Origin of the sequence: Streptomyces sp. NPDC015032, from assembly GCF_043080425.1 — a bacterium.
Lineage (GTDB): Bacteria > Actinomycetota > Actinomycetes > Streptomycetales > Streptomycetaceae > Streptomyces.
Genome location: NZ_JBIBVN010000037.1, coordinates 22,518 through 42,450 on the forward strand (window position 1 = coordinate 22,518; position 19,933 = coordinate 42,450).

At 70.5% G+C, this 19,933-nt stretch carries 18 protein-coding genes; 16 read left to right on the forward strand and 2 right to left on the reverse strand.

All coding sequences use genetic code 11. From position 1 onward, the window contains the following. Positions 1-30: 30 nt before the first annotated feature. The gene (locus tag ACF08M_RS33585) at positions 31-588 is read right to left on the reverse strand and encodes a flavoprotein (protein WP_392189048.1); all 558 of its coding nucleotides are present in this window, start codon (positions 586-588) and stop codon (positions 31-33) included. A gap of 110 nt (positions 589-698) precedes the next feature. On the opposite strand from ACF08M_RS33585, the gene ACF08M_RS33590 reads away from it, so the two are divergent. Continuing rightward, the gene (locus ACF08M_RS33590; RefSeq protein ID WP_392189049.1) at positions 699-1,499 is read left to right on the forward strand and encodes a class I SAM-dependent methyltransferase; all 801 of its coding nucleotides are present in this window, start codon (positions 699-701) and stop codon (positions 1,497-1,499) included. A 520-nt stretch (positions 1,500-2,019) separates the two neighbouring features. Here ACF08M_RS33590 and ACF08M_RS33595 read toward each other — a convergent pair. After that, complete coding sequence (locus ACF08M_RS33595; protein ID WP_392189050.1) at positions 2,020-2,667, reverse strand: TetR/AcrR family transcriptional regulator; 648 nt, start codon at positions 2,665-2,667, stop codon at positions 2,020-2,022. A gap of 607 nt (positions 2,668-3,274) precedes the next feature. On the opposite strand from ACF08M_RS33595, the gene ACF08M_RS33600 reads away from it, so the two are divergent. The 15 genes from ACF08M_RS33600 to ACF08M_RS33670 all read left to right on the forward strand — a co-directional run bounded on the left by ACF08M_RS33600 (position 3,275) and on the right by ACF08M_RS33670 (position 19,909). Further along, positions 3,275-4,534, forward strand: a complete 1,260-nt coding sequence (locus ACF08M_RS33600) for an ATP-binding protein (RefSeq protein ID WP_392189051.1) — start codon at positions 3,275-3,277, stop codon at positions 4,532-4,534. Next, positions 4,531-4,935, forward strand: coding sequence for a roadblock/LC7 domain-containing protein (locus tag ACF08M_RS33605; RefSeq protein ID WP_392189052.1), 405 nt, complete (start codon positions 4,531-4,533; stop codon positions 4,933-4,935). The genes ACF08M_RS33600 and ACF08M_RS33605 overlap by 4 nt, the downstream gene beginning before the upstream one ends. Further along, positions 4,932-5,306: a DUF742 domain-containing protein gene (locus tag ACF08M_RS33610; protein WP_392189053.1), complete on the forward strand. Its 375-nt coding sequence runs from the start codon at positions 4,932-4,934 to the stop codon at positions 5,304-5,306. Before ACF08M_RS33605 ends, ACF08M_RS33610 begins: the two co-directional genes overlap by 4 nt. After that, entirely contained in the window at positions 5,281-5,871 is a 591-nt protein-coding gene (locus ACF08M_RS33615; RefSeq protein WP_392189054.1) for an ATP/GTP-binding protein, read from the forward strand. The genes ACF08M_RS33610 and ACF08M_RS33615 overlap by 26 nt, the downstream gene beginning before the upstream one ends. A 101-nt stretch (positions 5,872-5,972) precedes the next feature. Continuing rightward, positions 5,973-7,364 (forward strand): cytochrome P450, encoded by a 1,392-nt coding sequence (locus tag ACF08M_RS33620; RefSeq protein WP_392189055.1) that lies wholly within the window; start codon positions 5,973-5,975, stop codon positions 7,362-7,364. 323 nt (positions 7,365-7,687) lie between these two features. Beyond that, positions 7,688-8,818: a cytochrome P450 gene (locus ACF08M_RS33625; RefSeq protein ID WP_392189084.1), complete on the forward strand. Its 1,131-nt coding sequence runs from the start codon at positions 7,688-7,690 to the stop codon at positions 8,816-8,818. After that, positions 8,815-9,624, forward strand: a complete 810-nt coding sequence (locus ACF08M_RS33630; protein ID WP_392189056.1) for an enoyl-CoA hydratase/isomerase family protein — start codon at positions 8,815-8,817, stop codon at positions 9,622-9,624. The genes ACF08M_RS33625 and ACF08M_RS33630 overlap by 4 nt, the downstream gene beginning before the upstream one ends. Positions 9,625-9,726: 102 nt before the next feature. Further along, a complete protein-coding gene (locus ACF08M_RS33635) occupies positions 9,727-10,383 on the forward strand; it encodes an RNA polymerase sigma factor (RefSeq protein WP_392189057.1) in 657 nt (218 codons plus the stop codon). Continuing rightward, a complete protein-coding gene (locus ACF08M_RS33640) occupies positions 10,380-11,462 on the forward strand; it encodes a CU044_5270 family protein (RefSeq protein ID WP_392189058.1) in 1,083 nt (360 codons plus the stop codon). Before ACF08M_RS33635 ends, ACF08M_RS33640 begins: the two co-directional genes overlap by 4 nt. Before the next feature lie 363 nt (positions 11,463-11,825). Then, positions 11,826-13,454, forward strand: a complete 1,629-nt coding sequence (locus tag ACF08M_RS33645) for an IS200/IS605 family accessory protein TnpB-related protein (RefSeq protein ID WP_392189085.1) — start codon at positions 11,826-11,828, stop codon at positions 13,452-13,454. A gap of 167 nt (positions 13,455-13,621) precedes the next feature. After that, on the forward strand, positions 13,622-14,161 hold the full coding sequence (locus tag ACF08M_RS33650; protein ID WP_392189059.1) for a CAP domain-containing protein: 540 nt from the start codon (positions 13,622-13,624) through the stop codon (positions 14,159-14,161). A 297-nt stretch (positions 14,162-14,458) separates the two neighbouring features. Next, positions 14,459-16,735 carry an MMPL family transporter gene (locus ACF08M_RS33655; RefSeq protein ID WP_392189060.1) on the forward strand — a complete coding sequence of 759 codons (2,277 nt, stop codon included), beginning with the start codon at positions 14,459-14,461 and terminating at the stop codon, positions 16,733-16,735. A 190-nt stretch (positions 16,736-16,925) separates the two neighbouring features. After that, on the forward strand, positions 16,926-18,164 hold the full coding sequence (locus ACF08M_RS33660) for a sensor histidine kinase (protein WP_392189061.1): 1,239 nt from the start codon (positions 16,926-16,928) through the stop codon (positions 18,162-18,164). Next, entirely contained in the window at positions 18,161-18,847 is a 687-nt protein-coding gene (locus tag ACF08M_RS33665) for a response regulator (RefSeq protein WP_392189062.1), read from the forward strand. Before ACF08M_RS33660 ends, ACF08M_RS33665 begins: the two co-directional genes overlap by 4 nt. A gap of 264 nt (positions 18,848-19,111) precedes the next feature. Continuing rightward, entirely contained in the window at positions 19,112-19,909 is a 798-nt protein-coding gene (locus ACF08M_RS33670; protein ID WP_392189063.1) for a VOC family protein, read from the forward strand. Positions 19,910-19,933: the final 24 nt, after the last annotated feature.

Consider the following 19,933-nt stretch of genomic DNA (forward strand, 5'->3'; position numbering starts at 1 on the left):
CCGCAGCCGCCACCAGCTCGGCAGCGCCGGTCAGGCCGTGGCGGAAACCTTGGGAGTGAGCAGTTCCAGCGCCTCTTCCCAGCGGAAGTGGTCGGCCCCACCGCCGGCCTCGGGCTCGCGAGGTTCGTACGAGCCGATCAGGACACCCATCTCGCGCAGCCGGTCCAGACTCAACCGGTAAGCGGGATGAGCGGCCTGGGCCGAGTTCAGACAGGGGAGGACGGCGGTCGGGATGCCGAAGCCGTACGCCTCGCACAGGATCCCCAGCGCAAGGGTGTCGGAAATCCCCGCCGCCCACTTATTGATCGTATTGAAGGTGCCCGGGGCAACGGCGATGGCGTCGGCGGGCGGCAGCGGACGAGGGTCGCCGGGTGAGCGCCAGGCCGAGCGGATGGGAAAGCCGGTCCGCGCTTCGACAGCGGCCGCATCGATGAAGCCGAGGCCCTGCGGGGTGGCGACGACGCCCACGTCCCAGTTTGCTTCCTGGGCGGCCGTGATGAGCTTGCCGACGTCACCGGCGACTCCGGCCGCGCACACGACGACGTACAGGAACGGCTTCTTGGTCTGCTGGTCGGGCTGATCGCTCACGCGGGGCTCCCGGTCGGCGGCTGAAGTGGTGCAGTTGAGCAGCGTACGGCGGCGGTCGTGGGCGGCCACGCCGACGACCGGTTCCCGGACGGCCCGGTAGCCTTCGGGCCATGCCCGAAGGAGCGGTGGGACATTTCTACGACGAACTGGCCGACGGCTACCACCTGATCTACGAAGACTGGGACGCGAGCATCCGTCGGCAGGGGGACGCCCTGGATGCTCTGATCGGCCGGGACCGTGCGGTCGTGCTCGACTGCTCCTGCGGCATCGGCACGCAGGCCATCGGCCTGGCGCTGCGCGGGCACCGCGTCATCGGGACCGACCTCAGCCCCCGCGCCGCCGCCCGCGCGGCCCGGGAGGCCGCTCACCGGAACCTGACGCTGCGCACGGCCGCCGCCGACATGCGACATCTCCCGTTTCCCGACGGCCGGTTCGACACCGTCGTCTGCGCCGACAACTCGCTGCCCCACCTTCTGACGGAGCAGGATGTGGTCGCCGCCCTGGCCGAGATGCGCCGGGTGCTGCGCCCCGGCGGCCTGCTGCTGGTCAGCACACGCTTCTACGACGAGTTGCTGCGCGACCGCCCCGCTTCGACGCCGCCCCAGGTTCACCGGACCGCCGACCGCGCCGACGGAAGGGAACAGACCGAACGGACCGTCACCTTCCAGCTCTGGCACTGGCACGACGACGGCGAGCACTACGACCTGGAGCACTTCCAGCTCCTTCCGGCAGGCGGAAAATGGCGCGTACAGGCCCGCCGGACCACCTACTGGGCGCTCGGCCGGGACCGGCTGACCGCCCTCGCGGCCGACGCGGGGTTCGTGGGCGTCGAGTGGCGGATGCCGCAGGAGACAGGTTTCTTCCAGCCGCTGCTCGTCGCCGTGGCGGACCGGATGCGGTCCCCTGCCTGACCGAACCGAACGCGCCGGAGGCGCCCGGACGGGCCCACCCCGAGTGGGCGCCCGCCGGTCACCCGTCGACGAGGAGGAGCCCGCCATGCCGGACGCCCTGAACACCGTTGTCTGCGAGCCCACACCGACCCCCGCGAGCGCCAGGTCCTGACGCTGCTCGCAGGAGGCGAGAGCTACTGCAGAACGCCTCGGTCAGCCGCCCGAGTTGCTCGGCGATACCGGCGGTGAGCTGCCGGACCGCTGGGTATCACGCTCCGGCTGCGGGGCCCGCCGGCCGGGTGGCCGGCGGGCCCCGTCAGGGCGCTGTCGGGGTCGGATAGGGCGCGCCGTGACACCCCGTCCGGGACCCGGCAGCCGACCCGGCCCCTGGCCTGAACCCGGCCCGGTCCTGCGACGGTTCGAGGAGGCGCACCCCGGAGGAGGCGCACCCCGGAGGAGGCGCACCCCGGATGAACCGGTCGATGCGACGGAACGGACTCCGGCTACCCGGGCGCCGCCCGGCACCCGTTCCGCAGCCCGCTCAGTCGGTGGTGGCCGGGCGGTCGGCGGCGGTGACGAGGTCGGCGAAGGTCAGGGGGGTGCCCGGCGCCGGGGTGACCGTGGACCCGGTCGCGGCTGCCGTGTCGAGGCCGTCGAGGGCCAGGTCGAGGTGGCGGTGGAGGAGGTGGCCGTCGGGGTCGAGGCGGTCCAGGCCGCCGGGGAGGGGGCGGGAGAGGCGGATCGAGAGCAGGACGAGGTCGCCCATGCCCACGTCGCGGCGGAGCCGGCCGGACCGGTGTGCGGCGTCGATCAGGGTCTCGACGGTGTTCGCGGTGCTGGTGCGGATGCGTACGAGCTCCTCGTCGACCACGAGACCTTCGAGCAGGACGAGGATGACCGCGCCCATCCGCAGGTCCGCCGCCGCGTGGACGAAGCGGCGTACGGCCGCGAAGGCGTCGCCGTCCACCGCGGCGGCCTCTTCGGCCGCGCCCTCCAGTCGGGCGAGCAGGTCGCCGGTCAGATCCCGGACGAGCGCCGCCCGGTCGGGGTAGCGCCGGTAGAGCGTGCCGGGCCCGATTCCGGCCCGGCGCACGATCAGGTCCAGGGGCGCGTCGAGGCCGCGCTCCAGGAAGACGTCACGGGCCGCGTCGAGAATCCGCCGCCTGCTGCGTGCCGCGTCTGCCCGCACGGTGTACCGCCTTCCGTGACCCCACTGAATCGGAGAGTTTCTCTCCGCCACGCTATCGCCCCAAAGGCGGAGGGAACCTCTCCACTTAAGGATTCCTTAAGGGCGCAACGGACCGGCACAGCCGACCGACACAGCGAACCGGTACAGCGGACCGACACAGCGGACCGGCACAGCAGAATTCGGGCATCGCGTCAGATTTCCAGCCACCCGAGCGACCCCGTTCACGCACCGCCAACCCCGCCACGCCAGAGAACCCGCCGCGAGGCGCCCGGCACAGACCTGAGCAATCGTCACATTCCACCCGCGAAACCAAGGTGCCCGCCCGAGCAGCTAGGGTGTCGCCCGTACTCCCGGATGTGAACATTCCGCATCGAGCGTGCAACTGGCGTGGCGGTCTTGACATTTACCCAACAGGCCGATGCTAAGATCATCTTACTTCCAGTGGGCTGATGGCATATGGGGGCATTCCGGGAGGGATGGGTTCCTCGGCCTCACTTTCGGAGGCTTCCCCGCGTGACACAAGCCGTGGCTCACCAAGCCCCGGTTCGTGCAGCACATGAGGGAGCGTCAAGCTGTTTCCATAGCCGTGGCACTTGAAGTGAGTCTCATGACATTTGCACAGGGCCTGCTCCTCTGGGCGCTGGTTGTCGTAGCACTGGTCGCTGTAGGTGCCGTCCTGCGGGCTCGCAAGACCAATATCGGACTTCGCAGACAGACTTCCCAACTCCGGGACGAGCGTGACGCGCTGCAACGGCAGCGGGACGAGATCCACGCCGCCCACACCGGTCTGCTGCACCGGCAGAACACCGAGATGACCGAGGTCCGCAAGGACGCCGAGGAGGAGACCAAGGCCGTCCTCAAGGCGGCTGTGCGTACCCTCCAGGGGCTCGCGGACGAGCAGCAGGTGGTCATCGAGAACGCCCAGAAGAAGTACGGCGACGACCCGCACATGCTCGCCGACCTGATGGCCATCGACCACGCCAACAGCCAGTTCGGCCGCCGGGCGCAGGGCATCGCGGTGCTGTGCGGCGGCTGGCTCGGGCGCCGGGAGACCGTCGCGTCCGTCTTCGACGTGGCCCGCAGCGCCCAGGGCCGTATCCGGCAGTTCGACCGGGTCCGGGTCAATGGACAGGTCAACTTCTCCGTCGTCAGCAAGGCCGTGGAGCCGGTCGCGGTGGTCCTCGCCGAGCTGCTGGCCAACGCCACCAACTACTCCGCCCCCGGCACCCCGGTGGAGATCAACATCCAGGCCGTCCCCAAGGGCGTCTGCCTCATCGTCGACGACGCCGGCCTCGGCATGGGCCAGGAGGAGAAGGACCGCGCGGCGGCTCTTCTGGCGCCCCAGGCCGCGATCAGCGTCTCCAGCCTGGGCATTCCCCCCCAGTTCGGATTCGCCGTCTCCGGTGTGCTGGCCTCCCGCTACGGGTTCAAGGTCTCGGTGGACTCCGTATCCCCCTATGGAGGCGTACGCGCGGTGGTTCTCCTGCCCGACGAGCTTCTCACCGGCGACGCGTCCGCGCCTCCGGCCACCGCCGCGGCCCCCATGGCCACCGGTGGCTACGACGTGAACGACGCGAATATCGCGGACGTCGCGGCGTTCCACCAGCGCCACGCGCCCGCGCCGGCCCCGACCCCGCTGTTCCCCCCGGCCGGACAGATGGCCCCCGCCCCGCAGCAGTCGGGGTCCTTCACCACCGCGGGCGGCCTGCCCAAGCGTCGTCGCAAGAGCCCGGTGTCCGTGGTGCCGTCGGCCGACCCCGGGCCGGCGCGCAGCAACGAGGAAACCGCTTCCCGCCTGGGCGCGTTCCAGCGCGGAACCCGGTCCGGACGTGACACGACGACGATGGAAGGACCCGAGATCCAGTGAACCCCGATCTCTCCTGGGTGCTCAACGATGTGCTCCAGGTACCCGGCGCCCGGCACGCGATCCTCGTATCCGCCGACGGCCTGCTGCTGGCCAACTCCAGCCAGATCGGCCGGGACGACGCGGAGACCGTGGCGGCGGCGATGAGTTCCATGCAGTCGCTGAGCCGGGCCGTCGCCCCCTTCATCGGCGCCCAGACCCCCGGCCGCTGGCGGCAGACCCTCCTTGAGTACGAGCACGGCTGGATCTTCCTGATCGCCGCCGGTACCGGCGCCTACCTGGCGGCGGCCGCGGCGGCCGACGTGGACATGGAGGCGATGTCCTTCCGTATGCAGCAGCAGGTCACCGCGCTGGGGAAGGCGATGACCACGCCGCCCCGCCAGAACGCCGGAAGCGACGTATGACGACGCCGGGCGAGGAGCAGTCGGTCAGCAGCGGGTTCGTCCGGTCCTACGTCATCACCGGCGGACGCGGCCTGCCCGGCGCGGAAGATCTCTCCCTCGTCACCCTGGTCACGATCGCGCCCGACCGGCAGCAGCCCCCGAACCCGAGCCCCGAGGTCCGGGCGATCTGGGAGCTCTGCTCCGGCGGCTATCTGTCGGTGGCCGAGGTGGCGGGCCACCTCGGGCAGCCGGTCGGAGTGGCGCGGCTGCTGCTGAACGATTTAGCGGAACAAGGTCACCTGATCCGCCGCAAGGCGCCCCCGCCTGCTCAGCTCGTTGACAGGAAGATCCTCGAAGAGGTGTTGCATGGACTCCAGGTCCGGTTCGGCTGAGAACATCTATGTGCCGGACGCGGTGCAGCGTGCGGCGAAGATCCTCGTCGTCGGACACTTCGCCGTGGGCAAGACGACGCTCATCGGCACCCTCTCCGAGATCACTCCGCTGCGTACCGAGGAGCGGATGACGCAGGCCGGCGCGCACATCGACGATCTGCGCGGCGCGCCCGACAAGGTGACCACGACGGTCGCGCTGGACTTCGGCCGTCTGACGCTGAGCGACGAGCTGGTGCTGTATCTGTTCGGCACGCCGGGCCAGCAGCGCTTCGTCGAGCTGTGGGAGGACATGGCGCGGGGCTCGCTCGGTGCGCTGCTCCTTGTCGACCCGGCCCGTCTCGCCGACACCTTCCCGGTGATCGACCTGGTCGAGACGTACGGGCTGGAGTACGCGGTCGCGGTCAACAGCTTCGACCCGTACTCCCAGCATGCCGAGGAGGAGCTGCGCGAGGCGCTCGACCTGCTGCCGGACACCCCGATCGTGTACTGCGACGCCCGGGACGACAAGTCGTCCGCGCAGGCCCTGATCACTCTGGTCCAGCACCTTCTCGCGCGGGTGGCCTGACCCCTGCTCCGTCCTCCGCCCTTCGGTACGGGTGACCCCCTCCCCGTTTCCGTCCACCGTCCGGGCCCCGCGAGGCCCGCGATCACATCGAGGAATCACACATGGACTCTCAGCCGGGAGCCACCCCGTACAGCGCCCCCACCGGGTGCCCCATGCACGGTGAGCGGCAGAAGTCGCTCTACGGGCCGGAGTTCGCGTCCGATCCGCAGCGTGTGTACGACGAGTTCCGGGCGCACGGGCTCGCCGCTCCGATCGAGCTGGCCCCCGGCGTGGACGCCACCCTCATCGTGCAGCACGAGGCCGCGCTCCGGGTCCTGCAGAACCCCTCCTACTTCGCCCGTGACTCACGGCGGTGGGCGGCACTGCGGGAGGGCCGGGTACCGCTCGACAGCCCGGTGCTGCCCATGATGGCGTACCGGCCCAACTGCCTGTTCACGGACGGCACCGAGCATCTGCGCCTGCGCAAGGCGGTCACCGAGAGCCTCGGCCGGCTCAACACCACCCGGCTCAGCCGGGACGTCGAGCGCATCGCCGACTACCTCATCGACCAGTTCATCGAACGCGGCTCCGCCGACCTGCTGGGCGACTACGCCAAGCTGCTGCCGCTGCTGCTGTTCAACCAGCTCTTCGGCTGCCCCGGTGAGATCGGCGACCGGCTCACCCGCAGCATGTCCGCGATCTTCGACGGCGAGGACGTACTGCGGGCCAACGCCGAACTGACCGAGTGCCTGATGGAGCTCGTCGCGCTCAAGCGGCGCCAGCCCGGCGAGGACATCACCTCCTGGCTCATCCAGCACCCGGCGGGTCTGCGGGACGAGGAGCTCAAGGACCAGCTCGTGATGCTGATGGGCGCGGGCATCGAACCGGAACGCAATCTCATAGCCAACGCGCTGCTTCTCCTGCTGTCGGACAACCCCGGGAATTCGCAGCGGCGCGGTACGGGGCTGCTGGTCGAGGACGCCCTCGACGACGTGCTGTGGAACAACCCGCCGATCGCCAACTACGCGACGCACTTCCCGGTCCAGGACATCGACCTGGGCAGCGTGACGCTGAAGGCGGACACCCCCGTACTGATCAGTTTCGCTGCCGCGAACAGCGATCCCGCGCTCACCGATGCCCGCCAGACCCTGAGCAAGGGCGCCCATCTGGCCTGGGGTGCGGGTCCGCACGTCTGCCCGGCGAAGTCCCCCGCGCAGCTCATCGCCCTCACCGCGATCGAGAAGGTCCTCAACTCGGTGCCGGACCTGGCCCTCGCCATCCCGGCCTCCGGTGTCGAGTGGCGGCCGGGACCGTTCCACCGCGCCCTGGTGTCCCTGCCGGTCCGGTTCAGCCCGAGTGCACCGCGCCAGGCCGCGAAGGCCGCGACGCAGGCGCCCGCTTCGACCCGGATCGCCGCCCCCGAGGAGGCTTCCGCCCCGCGGTACGACCACGTGGAGCATCCGAAGAAGACAAAGGGCTGGTGGAGTTCCTTCCTGGACGTGTTCCGCGTATGACGGCGTCCGGTGACGGACTTTCAGACAGCTCGTGCACATAACTCGCTTGTACGGACTGCCACTTGAGGGAGATCCGGCGCATGGCAAGGGGCCAACGGCACCTTTTCCTGTGATAGGGGCAACAGCGGTCGACGCTTGGCGGATATAAGTGGAGGGGTAGGTTCTGGCCGTAACCATGAGCCCAGAGCAAGGAACTCTGCGTGAGCGCTATACGCGGCACCGGCCGGCCCGTCGACCGTCGTGCCCTCATCTCCCTCCTGAGACGTCTCAAATCACCCGAAGGGCAGGCTGATCCCTACGCTCTTCTGGGGGAGCTGAGAGCCATGGGAGACGTCGTACGCGCTCCGTGGAACGCGTACTTCGTCACCAGCTTCGATGTGTGCAGCGAGGTGCTTCGCGGCCGCAACTGGCTGGCACCGGACTTCGCCTGGCAGGAGCGCCAGGCGGACACCGAGCGCTGGGACGCGGTCGCCACCCAGGAGATGACCAAGACGCTCTCCCGCCTCAACGCGCCCGAGCACACCTGCCAGCGCCGCAGCCTCGGCAATCTCTTCGACCGTTCGACCATCGAGCGGCTCGCTCCGCAGGTCGAGGAGCACGTCACCCGCCTTCTCGACGAGCTGGCCGGCAAGCTGGCCGGGGGCGAGGCCGAGTTCGTCAGCACGGTCAGCGAACAGCTCCCGATCAGCACCATCGGCTCCTGGCTGGGCATCCCGCCCGAGGACCACGCCCACATCCTGGAGATCACCCACAACCAGGTGCATGCCCAGGAGCTGCTGCCCACCAAGAGTCAGCTCGCCGTGTCCGCCGAGGCGACCGTGCAGTTGCGCGCGTACTTCACCGAGCTGCTGAAGCAGCGCCGCGCCAACCCCGGCAACGATGTCCTGACCGGCTGGATACATTCCTGGGACGCCCGGGAGCCCGACCGCGAGACGGCGGACGAGATTCTCTACCGTCTCACCATGTTCGTCACCATCGCCTCGCTGGAGACCACCGCGACCCTGCTGTCGAGCATGGTGGGGCTGCTGCTGAGGGAACCGGGCCGGTGGGCCTGGCTCGGGGAGCACCCCGGATACGTCGACGCCGCCGTCGACGAGACGCTCCGGTACGACCCGCCGATCCACATCAACACCCGGATCGCCGCCGACGACACCGTCCTGGCGGGCGTGCCGATCGCGAAGGACAGCATGGTCCACGTCATGTACGGGGCCGCCAACCACGACCCGCTGCGCAACGAGGATCCGGACACCTTCGACATCGAGCGCACGGGCACCCACCTCACCTTCGGGGGCGGGGTGCACTACTGCCTGGGCGCGGCCCTCGCCCGCCTTGAGGCACGTACGCTGCTGACCCAGCTAGTGAAACGTTTCCCCACCCTGCGGGCCGTCACACCGCCCCGTTACGCGTCCCGTCTGGTCTTCAGGCGCGTGACCTCGATGAGCGTGGCGATATGAAGCTCTCGCTCCCCGACTGCCTGCCCCCGTACCGGCGGCCGCGCACGGTACGCACCCTGCGCGAGGGCCCCGTCCTGCGCGTGGAGCTGAACTGCCCCGCCACGGGCAACGCGGTCACCGAGGCGATGCTGGACGACCTGCTGACGGTCCTGGCCGTACCGGACCCCGACATCCGGGTCATGGTGCTCAGCGGGGCCGGGGACGACTTCTGCCTGGGCGGGGACCGCAACGAGTTCGCCGACTGGCTCGACGACGACCCCACCGGCCGGGGCATCCGGGTCGCGGGCGACAAGGCCCGCCGCGTCTGCGAGGCGATCACCACCAGCCAGGCCGTCACCGTGGCCAGGATCCAGGGCAAGGCGATCGGCGCGGGCCTGGCGCTGGCCCTCGCCTGCGATCTGCGGGTGGGCGCCGACACCGCCGGCTTCCGGCTGCCGGAGCTGGTGCTCGGACTGCCCACCGCGTGGGGCGGCGTGCTGCCCCGGCTGCTCCACGAGGTCGGCGCCGCCCGTGCGCGCGAGCTCATCCTGACCGGGCGGGCGTTCGACGCAGCGGAGGCGTACGAACTGTCGGTGCTCCAGCGCGTGGTGCCCGAGGACGCCCTCGATGAGGCGGTCACCGCGTGGGCCAAGCCCATCGTGCGCCGCCCCGAGGCCGCCCTGCGCGTCACAAAGGCCCTGCTCAACTCGTACGCCGCCCCGACGCGACTGGCCGATCCGTCGGTCCTGGACGCGGAACTGATGGCCACCGTCGCGGCTGCGACCCGCCGCGACCGCGACGCCCGCGGGACCGGGGCGGCGCGCTGAGGCTGTCCCGTTCGGATCACGCCGCGCTCACGAGCCCCACCGCGCTCGCTGCGTGACGCAGGTCACGGGAACCCTCCCCGGGGTGCCGGACAGCTGAGGGAGGTGAGCACAGATATGCGTACCCGGGTACGGGCCGGGGAGCCGAGCGCGTTCGCGGAGCTTTTCGACAGCTACGCCCGCACGGTCTACAACCATGCGTTCCGGCTGACCGCCGACTGGGCGACCGCGGAGGACGTGATGGCCGCGACGTTCATGGAGGCCTGGCGGCTGCGGGACAGAGTCGATCCCGAGGGCGGCTCGTTGCGCCTCTGGCTGCTGGGCATCGCCACCAACACCGCGCGGAACCAGACCCGGAGCAACCGCCGCTACCGGGCCGCGGCCACCGCCGCCGCGCGGGCCGAGGCGGCGGTGCCCGACCACGCCGAGGAAGTCGCCGGCCGGGTCGACGACCGGCGGCGTCTCGCGGCCGCACTCACCGCTCTGGCCGCGCTGCGCAGACCGGAGCGCGAGGTCCTCACCCTCTGCCTGTGGGAGGGCCTGGAGTACACGGCCGCCGCCGAGACGCTCGGCATCCCGGTCGGCACGGTCCGTTCCCGTCTCTCCCGGGCCCGCGCCAAGCTGCGCAGACTCGCCGACGCCGAACTGGCCCCGGCGGGGATCGGGCCGGTGCACACATACCGGGAACCCGTCGTAGGTCTCGGACAGATAAGAGGCGATCGCAAAGCCGCGGTCCGGCCCGCACAGGAAGGAATCCGATGAACGCGAACCCGTCCCGGCAGACTCCGGCCGAGTGGGAGGAGAGCGCACAGCTGCTCCCGCCGCCCCATCGCGACCTGCCGACGGGCCGTCACCAGTTCCACAAGGAGCGTCTGATGGCCCGGATCGAGCAGGACGAGAACACCCGCATGAAGGCCGGCGAGGGGCGAAGGACACGGCGCTTCACCATGCCGCGCCGCGCGATCGCGCTGCCGGTGATGGCGTGCGCCGTGGCCGGCGCGATCGTCGCCGGAGTCTCGATGTCCGCCTCGGACGGCGGCAGTCCGGGGGTCGCCGGTGGTCCGGTCCTGACCACGCCGGTCGGCGCGGCCACGACCAAGGGCGTGCCCCAGCTGCTCGACCGGATCTCGCTGGCGGCCGCCGAGACGGCCGGCCCGCCCGCCAAGGCGGGCCAGTACGTGTACATCGAGTCGAAGACGGCCAACAGCTACGAGAAGGTCGTCGACGGGAAGTCCAGCCTGGCCAGCGACAAGCTGCACACACGTCAGATCTGGAACTCCCTCGACGGCACCGAGGGCTGGCTGATCGACCCGGCCGTCAACGACTCCCCCGAGGGCGAGACCCTGAGCCTCCCCGACGAGAAGGGCGACGTCCCGGTGGCCGATCTGAACGGACCGTCCTACAACTACCTGGCCGAGCTGACCACCGACCCCGACAAGCTGCTGCAGAAGATCTACAAGGAGACCGAGGGCCAGGGCAACACTCCCGACCAGGAGGCCTTCACCACCATCGGCGACCTGCTCGGTGAGAGCTACCCGCCGGCCGGGCTGTACTCCGCCCTGTTCAAGGCCGCCGCGAAGATCCCCGGGGTCGTGGTGGTGGACGACGCGGTGGACGCGGCGGGCCGGCACGGGGTGGCGGTGGCCAGGCTGGACGAGACCAGCGGTGAGCGACTGGAGTGGATCTTCGATAGGAAGACCCATGTCTTCCTGGGCGAGCGCAGCGTCCAGGTGCGGGGGGACAGCGGCGCCGTCAAGCGGGGCACGGTGATGTTCACCAGCGCCATCATGACGCGGGCCATCGTCGACGACATCAAGGAGACACCGACCGAGAAGGGCTGAGGGCTCCCGCCTTCGCTCTCACCGGGGCCTCCGGTGGCCTCTCTTCCGGGACCCCGGTGGCCTCTCCCTTTCTCGCTCCCGGGCCTCCGGTGGCCCCCTCCCGCCACCGGGGCCGCGTGACTCATCTCCCCCACCCACCGCAGTGGATGAGCGCATGTGTTGCTCAGAGAGGTTGCTCCGGTCGCGGGGTGTGAGCTGCTGTTGGTTTGCTGCGTTGAAGTGAGTTGTGGTGAGCAGGGGTGGGTGCTGGCGGTGGGTTTGTGGGGTGGGAACGGGGGTTCTGGGGTCGAATGGGTGACCTTGGCGGTTGGTGCTCGTTGGGCTGGGTGGCGGGTGTCCGGTCTTGGGGGAGGGGGTGTTGTGGTGGGTGGTGTGCGGGAGTTGGCGGCGCCGTTCGTGGTGGCCGGGCCGTGCGGGGTGGCGGTCCGGGACCGTCTCAAGCACCTCACGCCCCGGGACGAGGAGGTTCTGCGTGCGGTCGGTGAGCACCAGGGCCGTCTGGCCTCGCGCGATCTGAAGGCCCGTTGTGCGGATGGTCTGGAGCACAGTGCGCAGACTTGGGCGTCGCGTAAGCGGGATCTGACCGGGGTGTCGTCGTCGCGGATCGCGGGTGCGATCACCAAGGCCACCCATGACCAGTGGGCGCTCGCCCGGCGCTGCCAGGCGGCGCACATCCAGACGCTGGAGGCCGAGATCAGGGCGCTGCGGCACCGCCTGTCCCTCCCTCTCGGCGCGCCGGGAACGAAGCGGGCCCCGGGTGGTTACCGGTCCAGGGGTGAGTGGTTCCACAAGTCCCGCCGTCTCGCGGCGCTGGAAGCCCGGCATGATGCTGCGGTCCGTGACCGGCAGGCCGGACGCGTCCGGGTCGTACGGGGCGGCAAACGGCTCCTCAACACCCGCCACCACCTCACCCAGGCCCGGCTGACCGAGGAGCAGTGGCGGGAGCGCTGGGAGGCGGAGCGCTGGTTTCTTGCCGCAGACGGCGAGTCCGGGAAGCGGTTCGGGAACGAGACGATCCGCGTCACCCCGGACGGCGAGATCAGCATCAAACTGCCCGCCCCGCTCTCCCACCTCGCCAACGCCAAGCACGGCCGGTACACCCTCACCTCGACCGTAAGGTTTGCGCACCGGGGCGTGGAGTGGGCCGACCGCGTCACCGCGAACCGGGCCGTCGCCTACCGCATCCACCTCGACACGAACCGCGGCCGCTGGTACCTCACCGCGTCCTGGCAACGCCCCGCCGTCCAGACGATCCCGCCGGCCACCGCCCGCGCCCGGGGCATGATCGGCGTCGACACCAACGCCGACCACTTCGCCGCCTACCACCTCGACCCGCACGGCAACCCCACCGGCGAGCCCCGGCGCTTCTTCTACGACCTGTCCGGCACCGCTACTCACCGCGATGCCCAGATCCGCCACGCCCTGACCCAGCTCCTGCACTGGGCCAAACAAACCGGTGCGGGCGCGATCGCCATCGAGGACCTCGACTTCACAGCCGAGAAGACCCGCGAGAAGCACGGCCGCAGGAAACGGTTCCGGCAGCTGATCTCCGGCATCCCGACCGGCAAGCTCAGGGCCCGGCTGGTCTCCATGGCCGCTGAACAGGGCCTGAGCATCGTCGCGGTCGACCCCACCTACACCAGCGTGTGGGGGGCCCAGCACTGGCAGAAACCACTGGCCACCCCCAAACGAAAGATGTCCCGTCACGATGCCGCCGGCATCGCGATCGGACGACGCGCCCTCGGACACCCGGTCCGGCGTCGGACGGCACCGCCCCCACACGACCGGAGAGATCGTGCGGGGCATCGGACCGCCCAGGCCAGGCCAGGCACCCGAGGACGTGAGGGAACCCGCCCACCCGCCACGGACCACGCCCCTGGAGGCGTGCTGCCGAACGGGACGAGAAAGCGGCAACCCAGCGCATCCAACACCGTTCGGGACGCGCCCAGCACACATGACTGGGTCCAGGACCCACTCATGCGCACTGGCTAGGAACGGTAGCCTTCCGCTTCAGGTATGCGACATATTGATCCACTTTTGTCACGTTAATGATCGATATGTGCGGACGAACGTCGGGACTTCCTCGGGCGAAGCGGTGTGCCGGGCGGGAACCTCGGCGGTCGATCATCTCGACTATCGACTATCGAGTGAGGTCACGCATGAGGAAGCACCGCGGGATGGCGCCCCGTCGGCGGATGACCATTGCTGTCGCCGCTCTGGGAGCAGTGGGAACCATGGGATTCGCGGAGGCCGCGGAAGCCGCGCATGTGCCCTCTGCTGCCACCGCGGCCGCCTTCAGTCTTCATGAGAAGAAAGCAGCCCGCCTGCTGGAGCTGGTCAACAGCGTGCGGCGCGGGGCCGGTTGCCCGCCGTTGACGGCGAACAAGAGACTCACGAAGGCCGCCCGGAAGCACAGCACGGACATGGCTTCCCACCGGAACATGTCCCACACCGGCTCCGACGGCTCCACCCCGGGCGAGCGGATCACGGATGCCCGATACGACCGGACCGCGTACGGCGAGAACATCGCCCGCGGCTACACCACCCCCGAGAGCGTCATGGCGGGCTGGATGAGCAGCCCCGGCCACCGGCGCAACATCCTCGACTGCTCGTTCAAGGAAATCGGCGTGGGCCTCGCACAGCCCGGCAACTACTGGACCCAGGACTTCGGACGGCCCGACAGACGACCGGCTCGGTAGGCGCCCCGCACCTCATGCGGTGCGTGCCGTTGCAGCGTCGTGGGCAGGACACCGCAACGGCCCGCGACGCCCCGGCCGTCCTGTCCGGGCGGTACGCCGGGCCCGCCGCGTACGGCAGCGGTATTACGTACGACTCCATGCAGGCGGACGACGACGATGACGCCCCTGTTCACGAAGGATTGAGGCATTCCTCCGGCCGTGCCGTGCCCCGGCGCGGCCCCGGCACGGCCGGAGTGCGGCATCCGCGCCGCCGACCCGTTCCTGTTGCCCGATCCAGACAGACTGGAGCGCCTCTTCGTGGCTACCTTCCTCTACCGGCTAGGCCGCTTTTCCTTCCGGAGACGCCGGCTCGTCGCCCTGCTCTGGGTGGTGATCCTGGCCGCCTGCGCGTTCGCCGCGGCCAAGGCGCCGACCGCCGCCGAGGACGGGTTCTCGATGCCCGGAACGGAGTCGCAGAAGGCGTTCGACCTGCTGGACCAGCGCTTCCCCGGCGGCAGCTCCAACACCGCCGACGCCCGCATCGTCTTCGTCGCCCCCGAGGGCCAGAAGGTGACGGCGGGCGCGAACAAGGCGGCCGTCGAGAAGATCGTCGCGGACGTGGCGAGCGGTTCCCAGGTCAAGGGCGCCCTCAACCCGTTCGACATGGCCGGAGCCGTCAGCAAGGACGGCCGGACCGCGTACTCCACCATCTCGTACGACGTACAGAGCATCGACCTCACCGACGCCTCGACCAAGGCGCTGGAGGACGCCGCCGAGAAGGGGAAGGACGCGGGCCTGACCGTGGAGCTCGGCGGCTCGGCGCTGGTGCCGGACGCGGAACTCGGCGGCACGACCGAACTCGTGGGCGTCGCCGCCGCCGCGGTCGTCCTGCTCATCACCTTCGGGTCGCTCGCCGCCGCGGGCCTCCCGCTGCTCACCGCGATCGTCGGCATCGGCGTGGGCGTGGCCTCGATCGTCGCCCTCGGGATGTCCACGACGACCACCACACTCGCCCTGATGCTGGGGCTCGCGGTCGGCATCGACTACGCCCTGTTCATCGTCTCGCGCTACCGGACGGAACGCGCGGACGGCCACAGCGCCGAGGAAGCGGTCGCACGGGCCGTGGGAACAGCGGGTTCCGCCGTCGTCTTCGCCGGCCTCACCGTGGTCATCGCCCTGGCGGGCCTGTCCGTGGTCGGCATTCCCGTCCTCACCAAGATGGGCCTCGCCGCGGCGGGTACCGTCGTGATCGCCGTCCTCGTCGCGATCACCCTGCTGCCCGCGCTGCTCGGCTTCTTCCGGAAGACCGTCCTGTCGCGCACCGAGCGCCGGGCCGGGGGCAGTGCCGGGGGCCGCCGGCAGCGTGCGAGGGGCGGCGCGGTGTCCGGGGCCGCCGGGAGCGCCAAGCCCAACATGGGCACCCGCTGGGCCCGCTTCGTGATCCGCCGGCCGCTCACGGTCCTCCTGCTCGGCGTCCTCGGGCTCGGCCTGATCTCCGTACCGGCGCTCGATCTCCAGCTCGGCATGCCGGGCGACGAGTCGAAGCCCACCTCGACCACCCAGCGCCGCGCCTACGACGCCTTGGCCGACGGCTTCGGCCCCGGCTTCAACGGACCGCTCACCGTCGTCGTCGACGCCAAGGGATCGGACGACCCGAAGGCCGCGGCGGCACAGGCCTTGAAGCAGCTCTCCGCCACCGACGGCATCGTCGCCACGACACCCCCTGCCTTCAACAAGGCCGGTGACACCGCGGTGCTCACCGCCGTGCCCGCCACCGGACCGAGCTCCTCGGACACCACGGACCTCGTCCACACCATCCGTGACGAGGCAGGCGGCCTGAAGTCCAAGACCGGTGCGACGATGCTCGTCACCGGCACGACCGCGGTGAACGTCGATGTCTCGCAGAAGCTCAACGACGCACTGGCCCCCTATCTGGCGCTCGTCGTCGGTCTGGCCTTCCTCCTCCTGATGATCGTCTTCCGCTCGCTGCTCGTCCCGCTCAAGGCGGCGCTCGGCTTCCTGCTGTCGGTGACAGCGTCCTTCGGGGTGATCGTCGCGGTCTTCCAGTGGGGCCGGCTCGCCGATGTCCTCGGCGTCGAGCAGACCGGGCCGGTGATGAGCATCACGCCGATCTTCCTGATCGGTGTGGTCTTCGGCCTGGCCATGGACTACGAGGTCTTCCTCGTGACCCGGATGCGGGAGGCGTACGTCCATGGGGCGCGGCCCGGCGAGGCGATCGTCGCCGGCTTCCGGCACAGCGCGCGGGTGGTCGTCGCGGCGGCCGTGATCATGATCGCGGTGTTCGCCGGGTTCATCGGGATGAACGAGTCGATGATCAAGATGATGGGCCTGGGCCTCGCCTCGGCCGTCTTCTTCGACGCGTTCATCGTCCGGATGACGATCGTCCCTGCCGTTCTCGCCCTGCTCGGCGACCGGGCGTGGCAGCTGCCCCGGTGGCTGGAGAAGGTCGTGCCCCAGGTGGACGTCGAGGGCGAGAAGCTGACCCACGGCGGGCGCGCGGCCGCACCGGTGGCCGATCCCGATCCCGATCCCGATCCCGATCCCGATCCCGATCCCGTACGCGTACGCGTATGAGTGCGATCGGTGGAGTGAAGTGACGTGAAGTGAAGTGACGTGAAGTGTCCAAAGGCCCGTCCGTCGTGCGGCACGACGGACGGGCCTCCGGCCGCCCCGGGCGGGTGGGACGGGCGAGTCGACGACCATGGTGGGGCGGACGGACCCCGAGGAAGGCGGACGGACTCCGTCGAAGAGGAAGAGAGACTGCATGTTCACCGACTGGCGGCAGTGGGCCCGGCGCCACCCCCGGGCCGTCGATGTGATGGTGGCCGTGCTGCTGTGGGTCATCGCGGTCTTCTCCAGCACCATGACCGGCGCCCGGATCGTCCGCGCCCCGGCGCTCGCCTTCTCCCTGGCCGCCCTGGTGCCCTCCGCCGTGCTGCTGCTGGGACACCGCAGGTACCCGCGCACGGTGGTGCTGGTGACGACGGTGTGCGGCAGCGCCCTGGGGCTCATGAGCGGCCACATAGGCGCCGACCCCAGCCCGAGCTTCGTCGGCGCCGCTCTGGTCGCCCTCTATCTGCTGGCCCTGCGCACGGACCTCCGTACAACCGCGGTGTACACGGCCGGAGCGACCCTCGCTCTCGCCGTCGTCTCCGTCGGCTGGGGCGACGCCGCGTTGCTGCGGCCCGACCGGATCGGCATCCTCTCCTGCGTCCTGCTGGCGGGTGCCATCGGTGAGTCGGTACGGAGCCGGCGCGACCACATAGCCGCCGTGGAGGCGCGGGCCGAGCTGGCGGAACGCACCCGTGAGGAGGAGGCACGCCGCCGGGTGAGCGAGGAACGGACCCGGATCGCCCGCGAACTCCACGACATCGTCGCGCACCACATCGCCCTCGCCCACGCGCAGGCGGCCACCGCCGCGTATCTGCTGCGCAGCCGGCCGGAGCAGGCGCAGGACATGATGGACCAGCTCGCCGGAACCACCTCCTCCGCGCTGCGCGAACTCAAGGCGACCGTGGGGCTGCTGCGCAGCGAGGGCGACCCGGAGACCCCCCTGGAGCCTTCCCCCGGCCTGGCCCAGCTCCCGGAGCTGATCGCCTCGTTCGAGCAGACGGGCCTCGTCGTCTCGGTGTCGGTGGAGGGGGCAAAGCGGCCGCTGTCGCCGGGGACGGACCTGACCGCGTACCGGATCGTGCAGGAGGCGCTGACCAATGTCACCAAGCATGCGGGCTCCGCGACGGCCTCGGTCCGGCTCGGCTACTCGCGCCGCCTGCTCACGCTCACCATCAGCGACGACGGGCACAAGCCGCAGACGGCGGGGGCACCGGGGTACGGCCTCATCGGCATGCGGGAACGGGCGCTGTCCGTCGGTGGCCGGCTGGCCGCCGGGCACCGGGCGAGCGGCGGCTTCGAGGTGACCACGGAGCTTCCCCTGGAGACGGCTGAAGCGGAACCCGAATCGTCACCAGGGCGATCGGACGATGACGAGAGGACGGCACGGTGACCATCCGGGTACTGCTGGCCGATGACCAGGCGCTGCTGGCCGGAACCTTCCGGCTGCTGATCGACTCGAACGACGACATGGAGGTCGTCGGTGTCGCGGCGGACGGCCGGGAGGCGGTGGAACTGGCCCGTGCCACGACACCGGATGTGGTCGTGATGGACATCCGGATGCCGGGCCTCGACGGGCTGGCGGCGACCCGGGAGATCTGCCAGGACGAGGCGTTGCGGGGGACCCGCATCCTCATCCTCACCACGTTCGAGATCGACGACTACGTGGCCCAGGCCCTGCGTGCGGGCGCGAGCGGCTTCCTCGGCAAGGGCGTCGGGCCCGAGGAACTGCTGGACGCCATTCGCACGGTGGCCGCGGGCGACACACTCCTGTCGCCCGCCGCGACCCGGGCCCTCATCACCCGCTACCTCGCCCGCCCCGAGGGCAGAATCGCCGCGCCCGAGTCCCTGGACGTCCTGACCGCCCGCGAGCGCGAGGTCATGGCGCAGGCCGCCGAGGGGCTGTCGAACGACGAGATCGCCGAGCGGATGCATGTCAGCCCGCTGACCGTACGCACCCATGTCGGGCGCGCGATGAGCAAGCTGGGCGCCCGGCACCGGGCCCAACTGGTCGCCATGGCCTACCAGTCGGGCCTGGTGCGCGTGGACCCGCCGCTGCCGGGCGACGGGCGCTGAGGGGTATTCCGGGGGGCGGGCCGGGGGCGGTCGGGGCCGGCTCGTCGGCCGGGTTCGGCGGCCGGCCAGTCGCCCGATTCGGGGCCGGTCCGTCGGCCGGCTCGCTCACGGCTCGCTCACCCGTGTGCCCCGTCGCGCGCGGAAGCGCGGCGCTTCCGCGCGCGGGGATCCGGTGGCCTGGCTAGCGTGAAATACGGGACCACCCACCAAGGACGAGACCGCGAAGATCACGCAGATCACGCAGATCAGGAAGGAATCGACGTCATGGCTGGACACCCGGAGGGCATGCCGTGCTGGGCCGACGCGATGTTCCCCGACCTCGAAGGCGCGAAGCGTTTCTACGGTGATGTGCTGGGCTGGACGTTCGGCGAGTCGTCGGCCGAGTTCGGCGACTACACGCAGGCGTACGCCGACGGCAAGGCGGTCGCCGCCGTCGTGCCCCCGATGCCCGGCCAGGAGGGACCGTCGGCCTGGTGTCTGTACCTGGCCTCGCCGGACGCCGCCGCCACCGCCGCGAAGATCCGCGAGAACGGCGGCGAGACGCTGATGGACCCCATGGAGGTCGGCGCGTTCGGCACGATGCTGCTCGCCCGCGACCCCAGCGGTGTCGTCTTCGGCGTGTGGCAGGCGGGCACCCATGAGGGCTTCGAGGCCCAGCGCGTGCCCGGTGCGTACTGCTGGGCCGAGGTGTTCACCCGGGAGCCCGAGAAGTCCGATGCCTTCTTCTCCGCCGTCTTCCCGTACACCATGGTGAAGATGGAGGACGCCCGCGTCGACTTCAGGATGTTCAATCTCGGCGACCAGACGGTCTTGGGGCGGATGAAGATGGGCGACGATTTCCCGTCCGAGGTGCCGCCGCACATGAATGTGTACTTCACCGTCGCGGACTGCGACGCGGCCGTCGCGAAGGCCACCGAGCGCGGCGCGATCCTGCGGTTCGGCCCGCTGACCATTCCTTTCGGCCGCTTCGCCGCGCTGACGGACCCGCAGGGCGCGGCGTTCTCCGTGATCGACGTCAACACGACCGGGGGCGAGATGCCCAGGACGACCCCGGTGTCCTGACCCGGCCGTGCGGGCCGGTGCGGC